The sequence below is a fragment of the Demequina iriomotensis genome, assembly GCF_000971395.1.
In the GTDB taxonomy this organism is placed as follows: domain Bacteria; phylum Actinomycetota; class Actinomycetes; order Actinomycetales; family Demequinaceae; genus Demequina; species Demequina iriomotensis.
Genome location: NZ_BBME01000009.1, coordinates 640,241 through 659,745, shown reverse-complemented (window position 1 = coordinate 659,745; position 19,505 = coordinate 640,241). Strand labels below are relative to the sequence as shown.

At 72.2% G+C, this 19,505-nt stretch carries 19 protein-coding genes and 1 riboswitch; of the genes, 3 read left to right on the top strand and 16 right to left on the bottom strand.

From position 1 onward, the window contains the following. Window positions 1–7 precede the first annotated feature (7 nt). Complete coding sequence (locus AOM09_RS03175; protein WP_169747598.1) at window positions 8–1,231, top strand: galactokinase; 1,224 nt, start codon at window positions 8–10, stop codon at window positions 1,229–1,231. Here AOM09_RS03175 and AOM09_RS03170 read toward each other — a convergent pair whose 3' ends face one another. From AOM09_RS03170 to AOM09_RS03150, 5 genes are all read right to left on the bottom strand, one after another. Beyond that, complete coding sequence (locus AOM09_RS03170; RefSeq protein WP_062384454.1) at window positions 1,232–2,032, bottom strand: exodeoxyribonuclease III; 801 nt, start codon at window positions 2,030–2,032, stop codon at window positions 1,232–1,234. A gap of 228 nt (window positions 2,033–2,260) precedes the next feature. Next, window positions 2,261–3,142, bottom strand: a complete 882-nt coding sequence (locus AOM09_RS03165) for a bifunctional methylenetetrahydrofolate dehydrogenase/methenyltetrahydrofolate cyclohydrolase (protein ID WP_062384138.1) — start codon at window positions 3,140–3,142, stop codon at window positions 2,261–2,263. Then, complete coding sequence (gene glyA / locus AOM09_RS03160; RefSeq protein WP_062384135.1) at window positions 3,139–4,431, bottom strand: serine hydroxymethyltransferase; 1,293 nt, start codon at window positions 4,429–4,431, stop codon at window positions 3,139–3,141. The genes AOM09_RS03165 and glyA overlap by 4 nt, the downstream gene beginning before the upstream one ends. Before the next feature lie 51 nt (window positions 4,432–4,482). After that, a riboswitch (ZMP/ZTP riboswitch) is annotated at window positions 4,483–4,570 on the bottom strand. A 32-nt stretch (window positions 4,571–4,602) separates the two neighbouring features. Continuing rightward, window positions 4,603–5,460 (bottom strand): hypothetical protein, encoded by an 858-nt coding sequence (locus AOM09_RS03155; RefSeq protein ID WP_174452906.1) that lies wholly within the window; start codon window positions 5,458–5,460, stop codon window positions 4,603–4,605. A gap of 25 nt (window positions 5,461–5,485) precedes the next feature. Beyond that, window positions 5,486–6,025 carry a GNAT family N-acetyltransferase gene (locus AOM09_RS03150; RefSeq protein ID WP_062384132.1) on the bottom strand — a complete coding sequence of 180 codons (540 nt, stop codon included), beginning with the start codon at window positions 6,023–6,025 and terminating at the stop codon, window positions 5,486–5,488. An 87-nt stretch (window positions 6,026–6,112) separates the two neighbouring features. On the opposite strand from AOM09_RS03150, the gene purU reads away from it, so the two are divergent. Beyond that, window positions 6,113–6,964 carry a formyltetrahydrofolate deformylase gene (gene purU / locus AOM09_RS03145; protein WP_062384129.1) on the top strand — a complete coding sequence of 284 codons (852 nt, stop codon included), beginning with the start codon at window positions 6,113–6,115 and terminating at the stop codon, window positions 6,962–6,964. Between the two features lie 126 nt (window positions 6,965–7,090). Here the strand turns inward: purU and AOM09_RS03140 are convergent, their stop codons facing one another. The 10 genes from AOM09_RS03140 to AOM09_RS03095 form a co-directional block, all read right to left on the bottom strand. After that, a complete protein-coding gene (locus tag AOM09_RS03140) occupies window positions 7,091–7,963 on the bottom strand; it encodes an N-acetylglucosamine-6-phosphate deacetylase (RefSeq protein WP_062384127.1) in 873 nt (290 codons plus the stop codon). Continuing rightward, window positions 7,963–8,745, bottom strand: coding sequence for a glucosamine-6-phosphate deaminase (locus tag AOM09_RS03135; RefSeq protein ID WP_062384124.1), 783 nt, complete (start codon window positions 8,743–8,745; stop codon window positions 7,963–7,965). The genes AOM09_RS03140 and AOM09_RS03135 overlap by 1 nt, the downstream gene beginning before the upstream one ends. Next, complete coding sequence (locus AOM09_RS03130) at window positions 8,738–9,634, bottom strand: ROK family protein (protein ID WP_062384122.1); 897 nt, start codon at window positions 9,632–9,634, stop codon at window positions 8,738–8,740. The genes AOM09_RS03135 and AOM09_RS03130 overlap by 8 nt, the downstream gene beginning before the upstream one ends. 2 nt (window positions 9,635–9,636) lie before the next feature. After that, the gene (locus tag AOM09_RS03125; protein WP_228375048.1) at window positions 9,637–11,058 is read right to left on the bottom strand and encodes a glycoside hydrolase family 3 N-terminal domain-containing protein; all 1,422 of its coding nucleotides are present in this window, start codon (window positions 11,056–11,058) and stop codon (window positions 9,637–9,639) included. Between the two features lie 8 nt (window positions 11,059–11,066). Beyond that, complete coding sequence (locus AOM09_RS03120) at window positions 11,067–11,903, bottom strand: carbohydrate ABC transporter permease (protein ID WP_228375038.1); 837 nt, start codon at window positions 11,901–11,903, stop codon at window positions 11,067–11,069. After that, the gene (locus tag AOM09_RS03115) at window positions 11,900–12,856 is read right to left on the bottom strand and encodes a carbohydrate ABC transporter permease (protein ID WP_062384115.1); all 957 of its coding nucleotides are present in this window, start codon (window positions 12,854–12,856) and stop codon (window positions 11,900–11,902) included. Before AOM09_RS03115 ends, AOM09_RS03120 begins: the two co-directional genes overlap by 4 nt. Window positions 12,857–12,962: 106 nt before the next feature. Then, window positions 12,963–14,291 (bottom strand): extracellular solute-binding protein, encoded by a 1,329-nt coding sequence (locus tag AOM09_RS03110; protein ID WP_082098765.1) that lies wholly within the window; start codon window positions 14,289–14,291, stop codon window positions 12,963–12,965. A 63-nt stretch (window positions 14,292–14,354) separates the two neighbouring features. Continuing rightward, window positions 14,355–15,545: an ROK family transcriptional regulator gene (locus tag AOM09_RS03105; RefSeq protein ID WP_082098764.1), complete on the bottom strand. Its 1,191-nt coding sequence runs from the start codon at window positions 15,543–15,545 to the stop codon at window positions 14,355–14,357. A gap of 379 nt (window positions 15,546–15,924) precedes the next feature. Then, entirely contained in the window at window positions 15,925–16,914 is a 990-nt protein-coding gene (locus AOM09_RS03100) for a malate dehydrogenase (RefSeq protein WP_062384109.1), read from the bottom strand. A 46-nt stretch (window positions 16,915–16,960) separates the two neighbouring features. Beyond that, a complete protein-coding gene (locus tag AOM09_RS03095) occupies window positions 16,961–18,178 on the bottom strand; it encodes an NADP-dependent isocitrate dehydrogenase (RefSeq protein ID WP_062384105.1) in 1,218 nt (405 codons plus the stop codon). Window positions 18,179–18,334: 156 nt separating this feature from the next. Here AOM09_RS03095 and AOM09_RS03090 point away from each other — a divergent pair, with 156 nt between their 5' ends. Then, the gene (locus tag AOM09_RS03090) at window positions 18,335–19,180 is read left to right on the top strand and encodes an aquaporin (protein ID WP_228375037.1); all 846 of its coding nucleotides are present in this window, start codon (window positions 18,335–18,337) and stop codon (window positions 19,178–19,180) included. 56 nt (window positions 19,181–19,236) lie between these two features. Here the strand turns inward: AOM09_RS03090 and AOM09_RS03085 are convergent, their stop codons facing one another. Then, a complete protein-coding gene (locus AOM09_RS03085; protein WP_062384101.1) occupies window positions 19,237–19,500 on the bottom strand; it encodes a hypothetical protein in 264 nt (87 codons plus the stop codon). Window positions 19,501–19,505 lie beyond the last annotated feature (5 nt).

Sequence of the window (19,505 nt, the reverse complement as noted above, 5' to 3'; positions counted from 1 at the left end):
GGCGGTTGTGACAGCCGTCCCCCCCGAGGACACGCCTCGCTGGCTCGAGCCCTGGAGCCTCGACGAGGGTGCGGATCGCGCGCGCGCACTCTTCGCCGATGCCTTCGAGGGCGAGCCCGAGGCGATCGCGTCCGCGCCGGGCCGGCTCACCATCGTCGGCGATCACACCGACTACAGCGGCGGGCTCACCCTCGCGACCGTCACCGCGCATCGGACCTTTGTCGCGGCACGGCGGCGGGACGACCAGGCGATCCGCGTGGTCGCCACCCGCAGCGAGCTCGTGGACGGGCCGGGGCCGCGCTGGGAGGGAGCCCTCGACGCGCTCGAGCCGGGGCACCCGGGCTGGCCCTCGCGCGTCGCCGGCGTGCTGTGGGCCCTCGCCGAGCGCGGCTACCCCATCACGGGCGTCGACCTCGCCATCGACTCGTGCGTGCCGCTCGGCACGGGTCTCGGGTCGTCGGTGGCGCTAGGCGCCGCGGTGGGGCGCGCGGCCGATGCGGTGTGGGGCCTCGCGCTCGACACCGAGGCCGGCGGGGTCGAGCTCGCCGAGGCGTGCTGGGAGGCGGAGAACACCTACGTGGGCTTCCCCTGCGGACGCCTCGACCCGCACACGGTGCTGCGGTGCGGGGACGGGGAGGCCGCGCTGCTCGACTTCTCCGAGATCCCGCCGTTCGTCACGCGCTACCCGCTGTACTTCCACGAGTACGGCCTGCGCCTGCTGCTGATCGACACGGGCGCGCGACGCGAGGGCTGGCGCGACGCCTACGCCCGCCGCAGCCGCGCCGCGGTGCGCGCCGCCGCGGTGCTGGGGCTGCCCTCCCTGCGCTCGCTCAAGCCGCACGAGGCCCTCGCGCGCGTCGACGCGCTCGAGGACACGCCCACGCGCATCCGGGCCCGCCACATCGTCTCGGAGAGCATGCGGGTCCGGGACACCATCGCGGAGCTCTCCGGCCTGGGACCGGCGCACGACCGCTTCACGCGCATCGGTGCGCTCATGCTGGAGTCCCACCGCTCGCTGAGCGCGGACTATCGCGTGAGCACCGCCGAGCTCGACCTCGCGGTCGACTCCGCGGTCGCCGCCGGCGCGCTCGGCGCGCGCATGGCGGGGGCGGGCTTCGGCGGGTGCGTGGTCGCGCTGGTGCGGACCGGCGCCCTCGAGCAGGTCGCCGAGCGCGTGGTCGCGGACTTCGCCGCGCAGGGCTACGCGCGCCCGGCGTTCCTCCAGGTCTGACTACAGGGCGTAGTCGACCACCAGCGGGGCGTGGTCGGTCCAGCGCGCGTCCCAGCTCGCCTGGCGGTCCACCCGCACGGCCGTCGCCTTCGCCGCGAGCAGCGGGCTCGCGTACTGGTAGTCGATGCGCCAGCCCGAGTCGTTGTCGAACGCCTGGCCTCGCTGCGACCACCACGTGTACGGCCCGGGCTTCACACCCTCGAGCGCGCGGTGGACGTCGACCCAGCCGGCGTCGACCCAGCGGTCCAGGTAGGCGCGCTCCTCGGGCAGGAAGCCCGCGGACTTGAGGTTGCCCTTCCAGTTCTTGATGTCGTTCTCGGTGTGAGCGATGTTGATGTCGCCCATCACGACCACGCGGTCGTGCTCCGCGCGCAGCACGGCGAGGCGCGCCGTCACGGCCTCGAGCATCGCGTACTTCTGGTCCATCTTGGGGGTGCCCGCCGTGCCCGAGTGCATGTACACGGAGACGATGCGCACCGGGCCCGACGGCGACTCGACGGTCGCCTCGATCCAGCGGCCCGTGTGGACGGGCTCGCCCATCTCGCCGCCGAGCGCGTCGACGCCGGCCACCACGTCCGTCAGCGGCACGCGCGAGGCGATCGCGACGCCCGCGCGGCCCTTGATCTCACAGGCCTGCTCGACCACGTGCCAGCCCTCGCCGACCAGCCCCGCCGTGATGTCGAGGGGCGCCCGGACCTCCTGGAGGCAGATGACGTCGGGGGACGATGCGGCGATCCACCCGCCCATGCCCTTCTTGGCGGCGGCGCGCACGCCGTTGACGTTGACGGAAGCGATCCTCATGGCGAACACGGTACCTGCGCCCGCCGACAGCGAGGGCCCGCATGGTCCTCCGTCACGCCGCCGGCGCCCGCCCGCGCCGCCGGCGCCCGCCCGTATGTCGGAACCAGCGGGCATCGGTCCGGCATCCGTGCCGCAGCCGACCCGGATGTCGGAACGGCTCGAAGGCGTTCCGACATCCGGGAGACGGATGGGTCGCGGACCGATGGGTCGCGGACGGACGGCCCCTCGTCAGGCGAGCGCGCGCTCCGCGGTCTCGACCACGTTCGCGAGCAGCATCGCGCGGGTCATCGGACCCACGCCGCCCGGGTTGGGCGAGTACCAAGACGCCTTGGCGCGCGCATCGGCGGCGATGTCGCCCGCGACCCGCGACTTGCCCGTCGCCGGGTCCGTGACGCGCGAGACACCCACGTCGACCAGCACCACGCCGTCCTTCACCATGTCCCCCGAGACGATGCCGGGGACGCCGGCCGCGGCGATGACCACGTCCGCAGTGCGGGTGTGCGAGGCGAGGTCCGCGGTGCCGGTGTGGCACAGCGTCACCGTCGCGTTGACGTCCTTGCGGGTGAGCAGCAGCCCGATCGACCGGCCCACGGTGGTGCCGCGACCCACGACGACGACCTCCTTGCCGCGCAGGTCGACGTCGTAGCGCGCGAGCAGCTCGATGATGCCCTTGGGCGTGCACGGCAGGCTCGACTCGACCGGCTCCGAGATGCGCAGCACCAGCCGTCCCAGGTTGGTCGGGTGCAGCCCGTCCGCGTCCTTGTCGGGGTCGATGAGCTCGAGCACGCGGTTGGTGTCGATGCCAGCCGGCAGCGGCAGCTGCACGATGAACCCGGTGCACTCCGGGTTCTCGTTGAGCCGCCGCACGGCCTCCTCGATCTCCTCCTGGGTCGCCGTCTCGGGCAGGTCCTCACGGATGGAGGCGATGCCCACCTCGGCGCAGTCGGCGTGCTTGCCGTTGACGTACCAGGTCGACCCCGGGTCGGCACCGACCAGCAGCGTCCCCAGCCCGGGCACGACGCCGCGCTCGCGCAGCGCCGCGACCCGGACCGAGAGCTCGCCCTTGATGGTGGCGGCGGCGGCCTTGCCGTCGAGGACGCCTGCGATCACTGGGCGAGGCCCTCGTACAGCGGGAACTCGTCGGCGAGCTTCGCGACGCGGGCGCGCAGCGCGTCGACGTCGGCGCCGCCCTTGAGCGCGGTGGCGATGACGTCGGCGACCTCGGTGAACTCCTCGGCGCCGAAGCCACGGCTCGCGAGGGCGGCCGTGCCGATGCGCACACCCGAGGTCACCATCGGCGGGCGCGGGTCGAACGGCACCGCGTTGCGGTTGACGGTGATGCCGACCTCGTGGAGGAGGTCCTCCGCCTGCTGGCCGTCGAGCGGCGAGTGGCGCAGGTCCGCGAGCACCAGGTGCACGTCCGTGCCGCCGGTGACCACGTTCACGCCCGCCTCGATCGCGTCGGGCGAGGTGAGGCGCTCGGCGATGATGCGCGCGCCCTCGAGCACGCGCTCCTGACGCTCCTTGAACTCCTCGCCCGCCGCGGCCTTGAGCGCGACGGCCTTCGCGGCGATGACGTGCATGAGCGGGCCGCCCTGCTGACCCGGGAACACTGCCGAGTTCAGCTTCTTCGCGAGCACCGTGTCGCGCGACACGATCATGCCGGAGCGGGGGCCGCCGATGGTCTTGTGGATGGTGGTCGAGACCACGTCCGAGTGCGGCACGGGCGACGGGTGCAGACCCGCGGCCACGAGCCCGGCGAAGTGCGCCATGTCGGTCCAGAGCTTCGCGCCGACCTCGTCCGCGATCGCGCGGAAGGCCGCGAAGTCGAGGTGGCGGGGGTAGGCGGACCAGCCGGCGATGATGACGTCGGGGCGCTCGGCGAGCGCCTGCTCGCGGACCTGCTCCATCTCGATGCGGTGCGTCTGCTCGTCGAGGCCGTACGCCGCGACGTCGTAGAGCTTGCCCGAGAAGTTGAGCTTCATGCCGTGCGTGAGGTGACCGCCGTGGGCGAGCGAGAGGCCCATGATCTTGTCGCCCGCCTCGATGAGGGCGTGCAGCACCGCGGCGTTCGCGGTCGCGCCCGAGTGGGGCTGGACGTTGGCGTACTCGGCCCCGAACAGCGACTTGGCGCGCTCGATCGCGATGGTCTCCGCGACGTCGACCTCCTCGCAGCCGCCGTAGTAGCGGCGACCGGGGTAGCCCTCGGCGTACTTGTTCGTGAGCACGGAGCCCTGGGCCTGCAGGACCGAGCGGGGCACGAAGTTCTCGGACGCGATCATCTCGAGGTACGTGCGCTGGCGGTCGAGCTCGCGGTCGAGGACCTGGGCGATCTCGGGGTCGAAGTCCTGCAGCGTGGCGTTCATCACCGCTGCGGTGGCGCTGGAGTCGGTCGTCATGACTGTCCTTGTCTGTCCGCCGGCGGGGTCGCCGGCACCTTGCTTCCGGTGACCAGTGGCCCAGGCGTGCGACCAGCAGTCGAAGATCTCCTTGCCGCTCCCCGTGGGTGAGCCCACTGCGCCAGTTGCGGCAGGCCCGAGTCTAGCAACGTGACGCGGGAGCGCCAGGTGTCATCCCGGGGATCGCCCCGGCGAGGGCGGCGCCGTGGTCCGCGGTGCATCGTCCTCCGTCGCCCGGACGATGCCGTCGCTCACCCGGCGCTCGACGGCGGCGGTGAGGCGGGTCCCGTGGGCACCGCCGATGCGGTCCCTGATGCGGTCCCATCGCCGCTGGTAGACCTCGGAGTAGCGGCGCCGGGCGCGTGCCGCCTTCCGCTCCTTGTAGAAGCGCCGCGCCCAGAAGGACGTGGGCTTGGCGAGCCGGATCGCCCCGACCTCCGCCACGAGCGGCACCACCAGCCCGATGAGCGCGGACACGCGCTTGCCCTTGAGCGCGGTGATGACCACGAGCGAGAAGTGGATCACGAGCGCGAGGGCGAAGGCCCATCCGGAGCTCTGCTCGGACGGATCCACCCCCACGGGCGACGAGCCGAGCAGCAGACCGAGCGCCAGCACGCCGGCCACGAGGATCGCGTCGATCGACTTGCGGCCCTCGGCGGACCAGTAGACGTCCTCGAGGTGGAGCCACAGCGCGAACTCGTCGAGGGCGAGCGCCGCGCCCGCGCCGAACAGCGCCGCGAGGACCTCCACCCAGGGCGACGCCGGGGAGAACCGGAACTCGAGCACGCCGGTGAGCAGCACGAGCAGGATCCCCCACACCTGGTGATGGACGTGGACGCCGCCCAGGTGGATGTTGGAGACCACGCCGTCCTCGGCGGGCTGCGCCTCGCCGCGCGCGACGGCCACCTCGCGCGCACGGATGCGCCGCGTCACCCAGCGCGTGAGCGCGAAGGTCACGACGAACCCGACGAGGAGCCACACGGTGGGCGCGCGGCCCGGCTCGACCACGTATGTGTCGTACCAGGACATGAGCCCTCCCCCGGGGCGCTGCAGGCTAGTTCTCGCCGCGCACCGCGACGCCCTCGTCGTCGTCCTCGTCGTCGATGATCGCACCGGCCTCGAGCACCTTGCGCAGGTACGCGTAGGTGAGGTCGCCGGCGACCTGGTCGAACTGGTGCTCGTAGCCGGCCTTGTTGTACAGCGCGATGTTGTGCTTGGAGTTCTGGCCGGTGAACACCCAGACCTCGCGCGTGTTCTCCGGCAGGTAGGCCAGCACCGCGAAGAGCAGCTGCGTGCCGATGCCCTGGCCCTGCTGGTCCGGCGCGACGGCGAGGCGGCCGATGGTCGCCTTGTCGTCCTCGATCCCGACGCGGATCGAGCCCACGAGCCGGTGGCCCATCCACGCGCCGAGCGTCACCACGTCCTCGGACTGCAGGTCGACGGCCAGCTCCTCGAGCGTCTGCGTGAGCGCCGGGATGTTGGGGTCGTTGAAGATCTGGGCCTCGGTCACGAACGCAGCGCGCCTCAAGGTGAGGAGCTCGCCGACATCCGGGGTGCCCACGACATCGATGCGGATCTGATCGCCCTCGCTCATGCCTCCATCCTGGCATGACGGGACCGCGGTGACGCGCGTTGACGCCGCCGAGGGTGACGAACGTCATTCCCGCTAGTGTGGGGCGTCATGACCGCCGCATCGTCCTGGGTCCTCAGCCTGTCCTGCCCCGACCGGCCCGGCATCGTCCACGCCGTCACCGGCGTGCTCGCGGAACACGACGGCAACATCACCGAGTCGCAGCAGTTCGGCGACCCGGACACAGGCCTGTTCTTCATGCGCGTCGAGTTCGCTTCCGCCGCGCCGCTCGCGGAGCTCGAGGCCGCGGTCGGTGCCGTCGCCGCGCGCTTCGAGATGACCTGGAACCTCGACGTCGCGGGCCGGCGCATGCGCACCATCGTCATGGTGTCGAAGACCGCGCACTGCGTGAACGACCTGCTCTTCCGCGAGCGCGCGAAGACGCTGCCCGTCGACATCGTCGGCGTGGTGGGCAACCACACGACCCTGAAGGACCTGGCGGAGTTCTACGGCAAGCCGTTCCACCACATCCCCGTGACCGCGGACACCAAGGCCGAGGCGGAGGCCGCGCTGCTCGCGCTCGTGTCCGAGCTGGACGCGGAGCTGGTGGTGCTCGCGCGGTACATGCAGATCCTGTCCCCCGAGCTGTCGGACGCGCTGCGCGGGCGCATCATCAACATCCACCACTCGTTCCTGCCGTCCTTCAAGGGCGCGCGGCCGTACTTCCAGGCGCATGATCGCGGCGTCAAGCTCATCGGCGCGACCTCGCACTACGTCACGTCCGATCTGGACGAGGGCCCGATCATCGAGCAGGACGTCGAGCGCGTCGACCACACCTACACGCCGGAGTCGCTCACGGCGATCGGCGCGGACGTCGAGCGTCGCGCGCTGGCCCGGGCCGTGCGCTGGCACGCGGAGCACCGGATCCTGCTCGACGGCCACCGCACCATCGTCTTCAAGTAGCCCCCGCCGCGCCCGCCCCCAGCGGACACTTCCAACGGATCTCGGCGCGACACCCCGTGTTGGGAACGGTCACGGGCCGCGCCACGCCGGCGAACCGGGACCAACTCCGTTGCGACTGTCAGAGGGTCAGAGGCCCAGCGCCCACTCCGGGGTGGTCGTGGCCGCCGCCTCCGCCTCGTCGCGCGGCACGCCCGCCGCGACGCAGACCTCGATCGCGCGGTCCATGGTGAGGGTCGACCCGGCCAGCGTGGCGGTGCCCGCGAGCACCGCGCGCCCGTCGGCGGTCACGTCCACCTCGAGCCCGCCCAGGTCGTAGCGACCGGGGGACGATGCGGCGGCCGCCATCGCGTCCGTCACCAGGACGATGCGCCCGGGGGCCGCGCGGAACAGCGTCGCGATGTTGGCGGGCGCGACGTGGATGCCGTCGGCGATCACCTCGATCGCGACGCGCGGATCGTCCAGCGCCGCGCCGAGCGGTCCCGGATCGCGGCCCGCGATCGGCGCCATCGCGTTGAACGCGTGCGTGACCAGCGAGGCGCCGGCATCGAAGGCCGCACGCGCCTGGTCGGCCGTGCACTCCGTGTGCCCGACCGCGACCACCACGCCCAGGTCCGCGAGGATGCCGATCGCCTCGAGCGCGCCGGGCAGCTCGGGCGCGATGGTGATCTGCCGGAGCGTGCCGTCGCAGGCCTCGAGCAGCCCGTCGACCAGCGCGCGCGTGGGCGACGCCAGCGCCGAAGGATCGTGGGCACCCTTGCGCGACGGAGCGAGGAACGGCCCCTCGAGATGGATCCCGAGCAGCCCCGCCTCCTGCGCCATCGCCGCGCGGACCACCGCGGCGGCCCGCGCGGTCTCCGCGAGCGGGGCGGACACCAGCGACGCGACGATGCGCGACGAGCCGTGCGCACGATGCGCCGCGAGCGCCGCGAGCGTCCCCTCCACCGTCGCGCCGAAGGCGTGTCCGCCCCCGCCGTGGCAGTGGACGTCCAGGAAGGTCATCAGATCCCCTGCCACTCCGGCTTGTGGTCCTGCGCCCAGCGGTAGTAGTCCGCGAACCGCAGGCGCGAGGCCGCGGCCGGGTCGACCACCACGGTCACGCGCGGGTGCAGCTGGATCGCCGACCCGGGCATGGAGGCGGACACGGGCCCCTCGACCGCCGCGGCGAGCGCCTCGGCCTTCGACTCGCCGAAGGCGAGGAGCACCAGGTGACGCGCCCGCAGGATGGTGCCCAGCCCTTGCGTCACGCAGTGGACCGGCACCTGGTCGAGGGAGTCGAAGAAGCGCGCGTTGTCGAGCCGCGTGCGCTCCGTGAGCGTCTTGACGCGCGTGAGGGAGCCGAACGAGGAGCCGGGCTCGTTGAAGCCGAGGTGCCCCGTGCGGCCGATGCCCAGGAGCTGCAGGTCCACGCCACCATGCTCGCGCAGGTCCGCCTCGTAGCGCTCGCCGGCGGTGCGGACGCCGTCGCGGGAGCCGTCGGGCACCCGCACCCGGGCGGGGTCGAGGCCGAGCGGCTCGGTGACCTCGCGGTCGACCACGGCCCGGTAGCTCTCGGGGTGGCCGGCGGGCAGGCCCACGTACTCGTCGAGCGCGAACGCCGACATGCGCGTGAAGTCGGTGCCCGCCGCGGCCTCGGCGCGCAGCGCCTCGTAGACCGGGAGCGGCGTCGAGCCCGTCGCCACCCCGAGGGTGAACTCCGGGTTCGCTCGGACGGCGGCGGCGATGTGCGCCGCGACGAAGGCCCCGGCGTCCGCCGGGGTGTCGAGCACCAGCACCTCAGCCACGGCCGCCTCCCAGCATCGCCGCGCCGACGGATGCGACGGGCACGTCGACGCCCAGCGGGCGCATGCGGCCCGCGAGGTCGAGCGACGCGAGGAAGGGGCTCGCCCCCGCCCACGCGCCGAGGATGCCGCGCGCGCCATCCATGAGGTCCGCACCCCAGGCCGTCATGCCGCCGCCGATCACCACCTCGTCGACGTCCAGCGTGAGCACCAGCACCCGCACGCACGAGGCGAGCCCGTAGTAGGCGCGCTCGCAGATCTCGCGCGCGCGGGGGTCCCCGGAGGCGGCCGCGGCGACCACGTCGCGCCCGGTCGCGCCGTCGACCGCCCACTGGAGGGCGAGCCCCGATCCGGACGCGTACGTCTCGAGACCGCCGGGGAGCCCGTCGGCCCCCACCGGCCCCGCGGGGTCCACCGAGATGTGGCCGATCTCGCCGGCCGCGCCCCGCGCACCGCGCCACACCTTCCCGCCGAGCACCAGGCCCGCGGCGAGCCCCGTGCCGAGGTTGAGATACGCCATGGAGCGGTCCGCGCCGTCGCCCGCGAGGATCCACGCGCCCAGCGCCGCGACGTTCACGTCGTTGTCGACCGCGGGCCGCGCTCCCCACCCCGCGGCGAACTCCGCCGCGAGGTCGAGCCTGTCGACGCGCAGGTTGACCGCGTGCGACACGACGCCGTCCACCACGGTGCCGGGCGTGCCGATGCCGACCGTGACGTCCTCGGGCGCGACCCCCGCGGCGTCGCACGCCGCCCGCGCGCTCTCGAGCGCGACGGCGACCACCTCATCGGCCCCCCGGCCGGACGGTCGGCGGTCGCGTGCGCGCACCTCGCCGGCGGCGTCGACCACCACGGCATCGGTCTTGGTGCCGCCGATGTCGATTCCCAGATGCATGCTCACTGTCCGATCAGCTCGATCAGCGCCTCGCCCACCAGGCGTGACGCTCCGTAGGTGGCGATGTCGGCGGCGCGGTCCCCCGGCCAGCCCATGTCGACCACCACCGTGTCGCACCTCGCGGCGACCGCGTCGATCGCGGCCAACGCCCACGGGTGCCTGTGATTGTCCTTGCCCACCACGACGGCGAGGGCCCCGTCGGGCACGGCCGCCGCGAACGATGCGGGCGCACCGTCGGGACCGATCGCCGCCGTCGGCGCGACGCCCGCGGCGAACGGCCCCCAGGGTGCCGGCCCGACGGCCATGTTCGCGGCGGGGTCGAGCCGGAGCCAGACGCGCGGCCGGTCCGCGGCGAGCTTCTCGCGCGCGGCCGGCGACACGTCGAACGTGCGCCGCACGGTGGCGGCGTCGACGATGCCGGGCAGCGTCACGTTCTCACGCGCCTCCCGACGTTCGGCATGCGCCGAACCCAGCGCCGCGCATCGTGCCGCGGCGTCGGCGAGCCGATCCGCGTCGAGCGCGCCGTCCTCGACGGCCGCCTCGATCGCCGCGGCGATCGCGCCGATCTCCTCGTCGGGGTTGACCGAGCCGAGGCACAGGAGGTCCGCGCCGCCCGCGAGCGCGAGCACCGCGGCCGCGGGGATCCCGCGACCGGCGGAGGCGCCCGCCATGTCGAGCGCGTCGGTCACCACGACCCCCTCGAAGCCGAGACCGCCGCGCAGCAGGCCCTGCAGGATGGGCCGCGAGAACGTCGCCGGGAGGTCCGCGTCGAGCGCCGGCACCATGAGGTGCGAGGTCATCACGGTCGCGGTGCCTGCGTCGATCGCCGCGACGAACGGCGGCAGGTCGCGCTCGTGAAGCGTCGCGGCGTCCGCGTCGACCACCGGCAGCGCGTGATGCGAGTCCTGCGCGGTGTCGCCGTGGCCCGGGAAGTGCTTGGCGCATGCGGAGACGCCGGCGGACTGCACCCCGGCGACCCAGGCCGCCGCGTGGCGGGCCACCAGGGCCGGATCGGCGCCGAAGCTGCGCACGCCGATGACGGGGTTGCGCGGGTTCGCGTTGACGTCGACGTCGGGGGCGAGGGTGAGGTCCACGCCCACCGCGGCGAGCTCGGCGCCTACGCGGGCCGCGACCGCCTCGGTGACCGCCGCATCGTCCAGCCGTCCCAGGACGGCGTTGCCGGGGAACGGCGAGCCGACCGCCTGGTAGAGGCGCGAGACGTCGCCGCCCTCCTCGTCGATCGCGACGATCGCGCGAGGGTTGGCCGCGTGGATCGCGTCGGTGAGGGCGCGCAGCTGCGCGGGGTTGTCGACGTTCGCGCCGAACAGGCACACCCCGCCGAGCCCGTCGCGCAGGCGCGCCGCGAGCCAATCCGGGAGCGTGTGCCCGACGAAGCCGGGCATGAGCACGGCGAGCGGATTCATCACGGCGGTCATCCCTTGACCGCGCCGCCGACGAGGCCCTGCGCCATGCGGCCCTGGACGATCATGAAGAAGACGATGACCGGGATGGCCACCAGCACGGAGCCGGCCATGACCTCGCCCCACTCGGTGACGCCCAGGTTCGACGACTGCGCGAAGTCGCGCAGCCACAGCGGCAGGGTCGCCTTCTGGCTCTCGGTGAGGATGATGGACGCGAGCGCGAACTCGTTCCACACCTGCAGGAAGGCGAACACGCCCGACGCGACCAGGCCCGGCGCGAGCAGCGGGAACGTCACGCGACGGAACGCGCCCATGCGGGTGCAGCCGTCGATCATCGCGGCCTCCTCGAGGTCCACGGGGATGCCGGCGACGAACCCGCGCAGCATCCACGTGGTGAACGGCACCACCATCGCGAGGTAGATGACCGAGACGCCGATGACGGAGTTGAGCAGGTTCGCCGACGCGAGCATCTTGTACTGCGCGATGAACATCGCCTCGGCGGGCAGCATCTGCACCACGATGATCGCGAGCACGAAGCTCTTGCGTCCCTTGAACCGGAAGCGGCCGATCGCGAACGATGCGAGCAGCGCGTAGATGAGGCACAGCACCAGGCAGATCGCGGTCACGACGAGCGACATCCCGAGCGCCGAGAGGAACGCGTTGTCCTGGAGCACCGCGCGGTAGTTGGACAGGTTGCCGCCGAACGGCACCCACGTCGGCGTGAGCTTCGAGATGGTCGCCGGGGTGAGGAAGGACGAGTTGACCATCCAGTAGACGGGGAACGCCCAGATCGCGGCGAGCGTGACCGCGAGCGCCGCACCGGCGCCGCGCAGGATCGTGTGCTTCACGACTCCTCATCCTCCTTGAGCAGGCGGCGCACGTAGCCCCAGCTCACCGCGAGCGTGAGGATCATGACCACCATGGCGGCGGCCGCGGCCGCCCCGAACTGGCCCTGGCCGATGCCGAGACCGTAGATGTACGTGCCGAGCAGGTCGTACCGCTCGCCGCCCGCGCCGAAGTCCTGCAGCAGCTGGATCTGAGCGAACACCCGGAGGTCCCAGATGAGCTGGAGAAGGATGAGGATCACCAGCACCGGGCGGATGATCGGCATGATGATGAGGCGCAGCATCTGGAACTGGCTCGCGCCGTCGAGCTGGCCCGCCTCGAGCACCTCCTCCGAGACCTGGGTGAGTCCCGCGTAGACGGAGAAGGCCACGAAGGGCACGGACGCCCACGTGATGATGACGAGCGCGACGCCGAAGAAGCTGAGCGGGTCCCGCAGCCAGTCGTGACCGATGTAGTCGACGCCGGGGAGCAGCGACAGGACGTAGTTGACCACGCCGTTGCGGTCGTCGATCAGCCAGTTCGCGACGGTCATCTGCGCGACGATGGGCATGGCCCAGGCCAGCAGCATCGCGACCTGCAGGACGATGCGCGACCACGTGGGCACGACCTTCATGAGGAGCGCGAAGGCGATGCCGATCACCATGGTGACCGCGGCGGTCGCGGCCATGAACACCACCGAGCGCAGGGCGATCTGCCAGAACACGGCGTCGGTGAAGAGGGCGATGTAGTTGTCGAAGCCGACGAACTCGGCCGGCTGGCCGAACTGCTGCTTGAGCCCGTACTCCTTGAAGGAGTTGAGGATCTGCCACGTCACCGGGTAGCCGAGCCCGATCAGCAGGGTGCCGACCGCGGGGATCAGCAGGATGTACGGCAGCCTGGACCTGCGGCGTCGGCGCCGCGGCGGCTGCTCCACGCGGGCCGGGCTGCTCGCCGGCGCCGTCATGGTGGTGGTCATGTCATGCCTCTCGATGGTGCTGAGATGGGGTCCGGCCATGGCAGGGGCCCGGGTGCGGGTGCGCACCCGGGCCCCTGCATGAGCGGCGAGGCCGCTCGAGTGGTTGCTAGCCGTTGATGAGCTGGTCGATCTTGGCGTTGGCCTCGACCGCGAGCGACGCGACGTCACCGCCCTCGGCGACCGCCTGGAAGTAGTCCTCCATGATCCCGGCCTCCTCGATGCTGGCCCAGCCGGCCGCGGCCGGGGTGAGCTTCGCGCTGGCGGCGGCCTCGTACGCGATCTCGTTCACGCCCTCGAACGAGCCCGCGCCGATGTAGGCGTCGGCGAAGTCGAGGTTCGCCGGGCCCATGCCGTTCTCGGCGAGCATCTGCTGGTACTCGTCGGAGAAGATGATCTCCATGAGGTCCATCGAGCCCTCGGGGTGCTGGGTCGCAGCCGAGATGCCGATGTTCGAGCCGCCCGCGAACACGGGCGCCACGCCGCCGTCGACACCCGGCAGGGCGTAGACGCCGAAGGTCTCCGGGTTCCAGACGTAGGCCTCGGTCTCGTCGTCGAAGTCGCCGAGCGTCCAGGTCGCCCAGGACGGCGCCATGGTGGACGATGCGGGGGTTCCGGGGAGGAACTCGTCGTTGATCGCCGAGTAGGTGGTCGTGTCGTCGTCGGTCGCCTTCGCCACGTTGGCCGTGGTGAAGAGCTCCTGCCACTGCTCCATGCCCGCGATCGCCTCGGCCGAGTCGAGGGTGGCGTGCCACTCCGAGCCGTCGTACTCGGCGATCTCGCCGCCGTTCGCGAAGATCCACGAGATGCCCGAGCGCCAGTCGCGACCGGCGAGGTAGGCACCGCCGACGCCCTCGTCGAGCATCGTCTTGTTGGCCTCGGTGTACTCGGCGAGCGTGGTGGGCACCGAGACGCCCGCGGCGTCGTAGATGTCCTTGCGGTAGAACACCGCACGCGAGCCGAAGTAGTACGGCAGCGCGTAGACCGAGTCGCCGATGGAGCCGGCCTCGACGAAGCCCTGGAGCAGCGAGTCGCCGCCCAGCTCCTCGTAGTGGTCCGTGAGGTCCATGAACGCGCCCACCGTGGTGAAGGTCGCGGCCTGGGTGTTGCCCACCTCGGCGACGTCCGGGGTGTTCGCCGAGTCGGGCAGCGCGGTGGTGAGCGACGAGATGAGGTCGCCCCAGCCGATCTGCTCGACGGTGAGCGAACCCCCGTTGACCTCGGTGTACTCGGTCTTCAGGTACTCGATGAGCGCCTCAGGCGTGTCCGTTCCGGCCAGCCACAGCGTGATGTCCTCCGCGACGGGCGCGGCGGCGGTCTCGCTGCCGGCGGCGCTCGGGGAGTTGTCGGTCGAGCCCTCGCCGGTCGACGAGCAACCCGCCAGGGCGATGGCGCCGGCGGCCGCGAACGCGGTCGCCCCCAGCATCGTCTTCTTCATTCCAGTTCCAGTTCCTTCGTAGGGTTTCCCGGGCCCGTAGGGCTCGAGCAGTGGGGACGAGGGTCAGAAGACCCCCAGCTGGCCGGTGAGGACCATGACCGCGGCCCCGAGCACGACGATGTCGCGCCCGAGCGTGGTCATCCGTACCGCAGGACCACCGTGTGAATCGGCCATCGTGCGGGAACGGATCGTCTCGGCGGTGGACTCGAGGAGATCACCGCCGAGCAGATCGAGGGGGCCGGACAGGACGACCTCCCCGAGGTTCAGGGCGCCCACCACGGGCGCGAGGGAGATGCCGAGCCGCTCGCCCGCCGCAGCGAGGGCCGCGCGGCGCGTGTCGGCATCCTCGGCAGCCTCGAGGCGGGCCTGGAGGCGCGGGATCGCGAGCCAGGTCTCGAGGCAGCCCGTCTTGCCGCAGGCGCAGACCTCGCCGCCGTCGGTGCCGACCACCACGTGGCCCAGCTCGCCGGCCGCGGAGTGCGCACCGCGGACGAGGCGGCCCCCGACGATGAGCCCGGCGCCGACGCCTCGACCCACGCGGACGAGGATCGCGTCCTCCTGCGCACCGCCGAACGTGCGCTCGGCGAGGGCCGCGGCGTTGGCGTCGTTCGCCACGAGCACGGGCAGCCCGGTGCGCTCCGCGAGCGCGCCCTGGAGCGGCACGTCCGCCCAGCCGAGGTTCGGCGCGGACAGGACGGTACCCGCATCGTCCACGATGCCGGGGCTGCCGACGCCGACGCCCAGCACGGGGGCCTGGGCCGCGGCGACGAGCCGGTCGAGCAGCGCGGCCACGGCCTCGACGGCGTCGGTGCCGGTCACGTCGACGACCTCGACGTGCTCGCGGTGGAGCACCGTGCCGTCGAGGTCCGTGACGACGCCGCGGAAGAGGTTGTCGTAGGACAGGTCGAGCGCGACCACCGCGAAGCCCTTGCGGTTGATGTCGAGCAGCGTCGCAGGCTTGCCGGGGCGGGCGTCCGCACGCAGGCCCAGCTCGATGACCAGGCCGTCCTCGATGAGGTCCGCCACCAGGTCCGAGATGGTGACGCGGGTGAGGCCGACGGCGCGGGCGAGGTCGGCGCGAGAGAGCCCCTCGGAGCGGTAGAGCTCCTGGAGCACGAGCACGCGGTTGTGGCTGCGGGCCCTCTCCGGCGTGACGCGAGAGCCGGCGCGCACCACGGAGGCGAAGCGCCGGGTCGGCGGCGCGGTCCGCTCCGTTGCGAGTCCTGGTCCCTGTCGGGTGCCCTGCGGGGTCATGTTCGTTAGTAAAGGTTACTAACAATCAAACGCGCAAGGGGGTGCTCCCTTTTCGTTACCACTCCGTGATGTGGGCGTTCACACCGGCGGCGCGCGGCTCGGCCTGCACCGCAGATCCGGCCGGTCGGCTTCCCGGCTCCGCCCGACCCGCGGCAGCGCCGCCCGACCCGCGCCGCACCGTGCCCAGCCCTACCGTGCACAAGTCACGGATCAGCCGCCGTCCGAACCTCGCCCGAGCGGGGACCACGAATCGCGACGCTTCAGAGCCGTGACTTGCGCAGAGGCGCGGCGGGACGGAGCGCACCATCCCTGCTGCAGCGCGCATACGACGCAGAGGGCCCCAGGGGACGCACCCCTGGGGCCCTCTGCGAACCGCAGATCAGATCAGCGACAGCTCCGTGACGGCGTCGCGCTCCTCGACCAGCTCGTCGACGGACACCTGGAGGCCCGCCTCCGCAGCCGGAGACATCTCGAGCCCCTGGACGATCTCCCACTCGCCGCCGCGCGACACGCACGGGAAGCCGGAGATGATGCCCTCGGGCACGCCGTAGGAGCCGTCCGACACGAGGCCCACCGAGGTCCAGGACCCGGAAGGGGTCCCCAGGACCCAGTCGCGCACGTGGTCGATCGCGGCGTTCGCGGCCGACGCGGCGGACGATGCGCCGCGCGCGTCGATGATCGCCGCGCCGCGCTTCGCGACGGTCGGGATGAAGGTGTCGGCGACCCACGCATCGTCCGCGACGACCTCGGGCGCCGGGCGACCGCCGATCACGGCGTGCGCGATGTCCGGGTACTGCTTCGCGGAGTGGTTGCCCCAGATGGTGACGTTCGAGACCTCGGAGACCCCGACCCCGGCGCGAGCCGCGAGCTGCGCGAGCGCGCGGTTGTGGTCGAGCCGCATCATGGCCGTGAAGCGGGAAGCCGGCACGTCCGGCGCGTGCGACGCGGCGATGAGCGCGTTCGTGTTGGCGGGGTTGCCCACGACCAGGACACGCACATCGGACGCCGCACCTGCGTTGATCGCCGCACCCTGCGGCCCGAAGATGCCGCCGTTGGCCGCGAGCAGGTCGCCGCGCTCCATGCCCGGACCGCGCGGGCGCGCGCCCACGAGCAGCGCGACGTTGACGCCGTCGAACGCCGCCGTGGCGTCGTCGTAGATGTCCACGCCGTCGAGCAGCGGGAAGGCGCAGTCGTCGAGCTCCATCGCGGTGCCCTCGGCGGCCTTGACCGCCTGCGGGATCTCCAGCAGGCGCAGGCGGACCGGCGTGTCCGGACCGAGCATCGCGCCCGAGGCGATGCGGAAGAGCAGGGCGTAGCCGATCTGGCCGGCCGCTCCGGTGACGGTGACGTTGACAGGGGTGGTGCTCACGTCGTCGTGACTCCTTGTGTCGGGTGGGTGGGGACGATGCGCCGGGTCAGGCCAGGCGCGCCGCGAGGTTGCGGTCCAGCGTGTCGAGGAACTCCTCGGTGGTCTGCCACTCCTGGTCGGGTCCGACCAGCAGCGCGAGATCCTTGGTCATCGCGCCCGACTCGACCGACTTGACGATGACGTCCTCGAGGGTCTGCGCGAAGCCCGTGACCTCGGGGGTGCCGTCGAGCTTGCCGCGGTGCTTGAGGCCGCCCGTCCACGCGAAGATCGACGCGATCGGGTTGGTCGACGTGGGCTTGCCCGCCTGGTGCTGGCGGAAGTGACGCGTGACGGTGCCGTGCGCGGCCTCCGCCTCGACGGTCTTGCCGTCCGGGGTCATGAGCACGGAGGTCATGAGGCCCAGCGAGCCGAAGCCCTGCGCGACGGTGTCGGACTGGACGTCGCCGTCGTAGTTCTTGCACGCCCAGACGTAGCCGCCCTCCCACTTCATGGCCGCGGCGACCATGTCGTCGATGAGCCGGTGCTCGTAGGTGATGCCCGCGGCGTCGAACTGCGACTTGTACTCGCGCTCGAACACGTCCGCGAAGATGTCCTTGAACTGGCCGTCGTAGGCCTTGAGGATCGTGTTCTTGGTCGACAGGTACACGGGGTAGCCGCGCTGCAGGCCGTACGCGAACGAGGCGCGCGCGAAGTCCTCGATGGACTTGTTGAAGTTGTACATGCCCATCGCGACGCCGCCGTCGGCGCCGTAGTTCGCGACCACGTGCTCGATCGGCTCCGAGCCGTCCTCGGGCGTGAACGTGACGGTCAGCTTGCCGGCGCCGGGCACCTTGAAGTTGGTGGCCTTGTACTGGTCGCCGTGGGCGTGGCGGCCGATGACGATCGGCTTGGTCCAGCCCGGCACCAGGCGCGGGATGTTCGAGATGATGATCGGCTCGCGGAACACCACGCCGCCGAGGATGTTGCGGATGGTGCCGTTGGGCGACACGTACATGCGCTTGAGGTCGAACTCCTCGACGCGCGCCTCGTCGGGCGTGATGGTCGCGCACTTGACGCCGACGCCGTGCTTCTTGATCGCGTGGGCGGCGTCGATGGTGATCTGGTCGTCGGTCGCGTCGCGCGACTCGATGCCGAGGTCGTAGTACTCGAGGTCCACGTCGAGGTACGGGTGGATGAGGCGGTCCTTGATGAACTGCCAGATGATCCGCGTCATCTCGTCGCCGTCGATCTCGACGACCGTGCCTTCGACCTTGATCTTCGCCATGCGTCAGTCCTCACGCCTTCGGGGATGGTGGCACCAGGCTAGTCCACCGGGCAGGGCCCTTGGTCACGGGTGGCCGGGACCTCTCGCGCGCGCGGCCAGGGCGTGGAACGATGCGACAGAGCGCGCCCATCGCGGCGCGCCGGACCAGGAGGAACGATGAGCCAGCCAGGTTTCGACGACGAGCGCCCCGCGGACGCCCCCGACACGGAGGAGGCGGTGCTGACGGACGACCTCACCGAGGACGTGTGGGTCGAGGACACCTCCGGCCCCAGCCTGATCGCCCGCATGGCGGCCGAGGCGGCCGGCACCTTCATCCTCGTCTTCATGGGCGTCGGCACGGCGCTCTTCCTCAGCGTGGGCAGCAACGGCACCCTCACGGCTGCCTTCGGCTTCGCGATGGGCGTCATCATCGCGGCGATCGTGTTCGGCGGGATCTCCGGTGCGCACCTCAACCCGGCGGTGACCGTCGGGGTATGGCTCTCGGGCCGGTTCCCCGGCCGCGACGTCGCGCCCTACGTGCTCGCGCAGCTCATCGGCGCGACGGCCGCGGGCGGCGTCCTCTTCGGCGTGGTCTCGGGCCACCCGAGCATCGAGAGCGCGAAGGAGTTCATGGGCACTGGCGCCAACGGCTACGGCGACCACTCCCCCGCCGGCTTCGCGCTCGTAGCGGGCCTCGTCATCGAGGTCATCATCGCCGCGCTGCTCGTGTCCGTCGTGCTGTCGGCGACGTCGGTGCGCGCCAACCCGGCGGTGGCGCCGTTCGCGATCGGTCTCACGGTCGGCTTCCTCGTGCTCATCGCGATCCCGTTCACCAACGGCGCGCTCAACCCGGCGCGCGCCACCGGCATCGCGCTGTTCTCGGACACGTGGGCGCTCCAGCAGGTGTGGCTGTTCTGGCTCGCGCCGATGCTCGGTGCGGCCGTCGCGGGCCTGCTGTTCCGGGCGTTCGGGCCCGAGGAGGACCTCGAGACGGTCGAGGTCCTCGAGTCCATCGAGGACTGAGGCGCGACGTGAGAGAGGCCCCGCCGGCGGCGGGGCCTCTCACCTGTCCGGCGGGGTCAGCCGAGCGGCGTGGTGAGACCCAGGAACGCGAGCGAGACCGCGAGCACCACCAGCACGCCCACGTCGATCGCACGGCGCCGCACCGCGAACGCGCGCTCGACCGGGGTGACGATGCGCGCCACCGCGCCCGCGGCCGCGAAGGCCGCGAGCAGCAGCACGGCGATGTCCACGCCGATCACCAGACCGGACAGCGCGATGGCGACCACGGCCACGGTCACCACGACCGCGAGCGGGCGCGGGGTCAGCGAGCTCTCGGACATGCGCG

Coding starts and splice junctions, on each gene's coding strand:
- AOM09_RS03105 (WP_082098764.1), bottom strand. CDS start 15,545: ATGACCCCGCAGGGCACCCGACAGGGACCAGGACTCGCAACGGAGCGG.
- AOM09_RS03095 (WP_062384105.1), bottom strand. CDS start 18,178: ATGGCGAAGATCAAGGTCGAAGGCACGGTCGTCGAGATCGACGGCGAC.
- glyA (WP_062384135.1), bottom strand. CDS start 4,431: ATGACGACCGACTCCAGCGCCACCGCAGCGGTGATGAACGCCACGCTG.
- AOM09_RS03115 (WP_062384115.1), bottom strand. CDS start 12,856: ATGACCACCACCATGACGGCGCCGGCGAGCAGCCCGGCCCGCGTGGAG.
- AOM09_RS03155 (WP_174452906.1), bottom strand. CDS start 5,460: ATGTCCTGGTACGACACATACGTGGTCGAGCCGGGCCGCGCGCCCACC.
- AOM09_RS03150 (WP_062384132.1), bottom strand. CDS start 6,025: ATGAGCGAGGGCGATCAGATCCGCATCGATGTCGTGGGCACCCCGGAT.
- AOM09_RS03170 (WP_062384454.1), bottom strand. CDS start 2,032: ATGAGGATCGCTTCCGTCAACGTCAACGGCGTGCGCGCCGCCGCCAAG.
- AOM09_RS03130 (WP_062384122.1), bottom strand. CDS start 9,634: ATGCATCTGGGAATCGACATCGGCGGCACCAAGACCGATGCCGTGGTG.
- purU (WP_062384129.1), top strand. CDS start 6,113: ATGACCGCCGCATCGTCCTGGGTCCTCAGCCTGTCCTGCCCCGACCGG.
- AOM09_RS03090 (WP_228375037.1), top strand. CDS start 18,335: ATGAGCCAGCCAGGTTTCGACGACGAGCGCCCCGCGGACGCCCCCGAC.
- AOM09_RS03085 (WP_062384101.1), bottom strand. CDS start 19,500: ATGTCCGAGAGCTCGCTGACCCCGCGCCCGCTCGCGGTCGTGGTGACC.
- AOM09_RS03125 (WP_228375048.1), bottom strand. CDS start 11,058: ATGAATCCGCTCGCCGTGCTCATGCCCGGCTTCGTCGGGCACACGCTC.
- AOM09_RS03140 (WP_062384127.1), bottom strand. CDS start 7,963: ATGACCTTCCTGGACGTCCACTGCCACGGCGGGGGCGGACACGCCTTC.
- AOM09_RS03110 (WP_082098765.1), bottom strand. CDS start 14,291: ATGAAGAAGACGATGCTGGGGGCGACCGCGTTCGCGGCCGCCGGCGCC.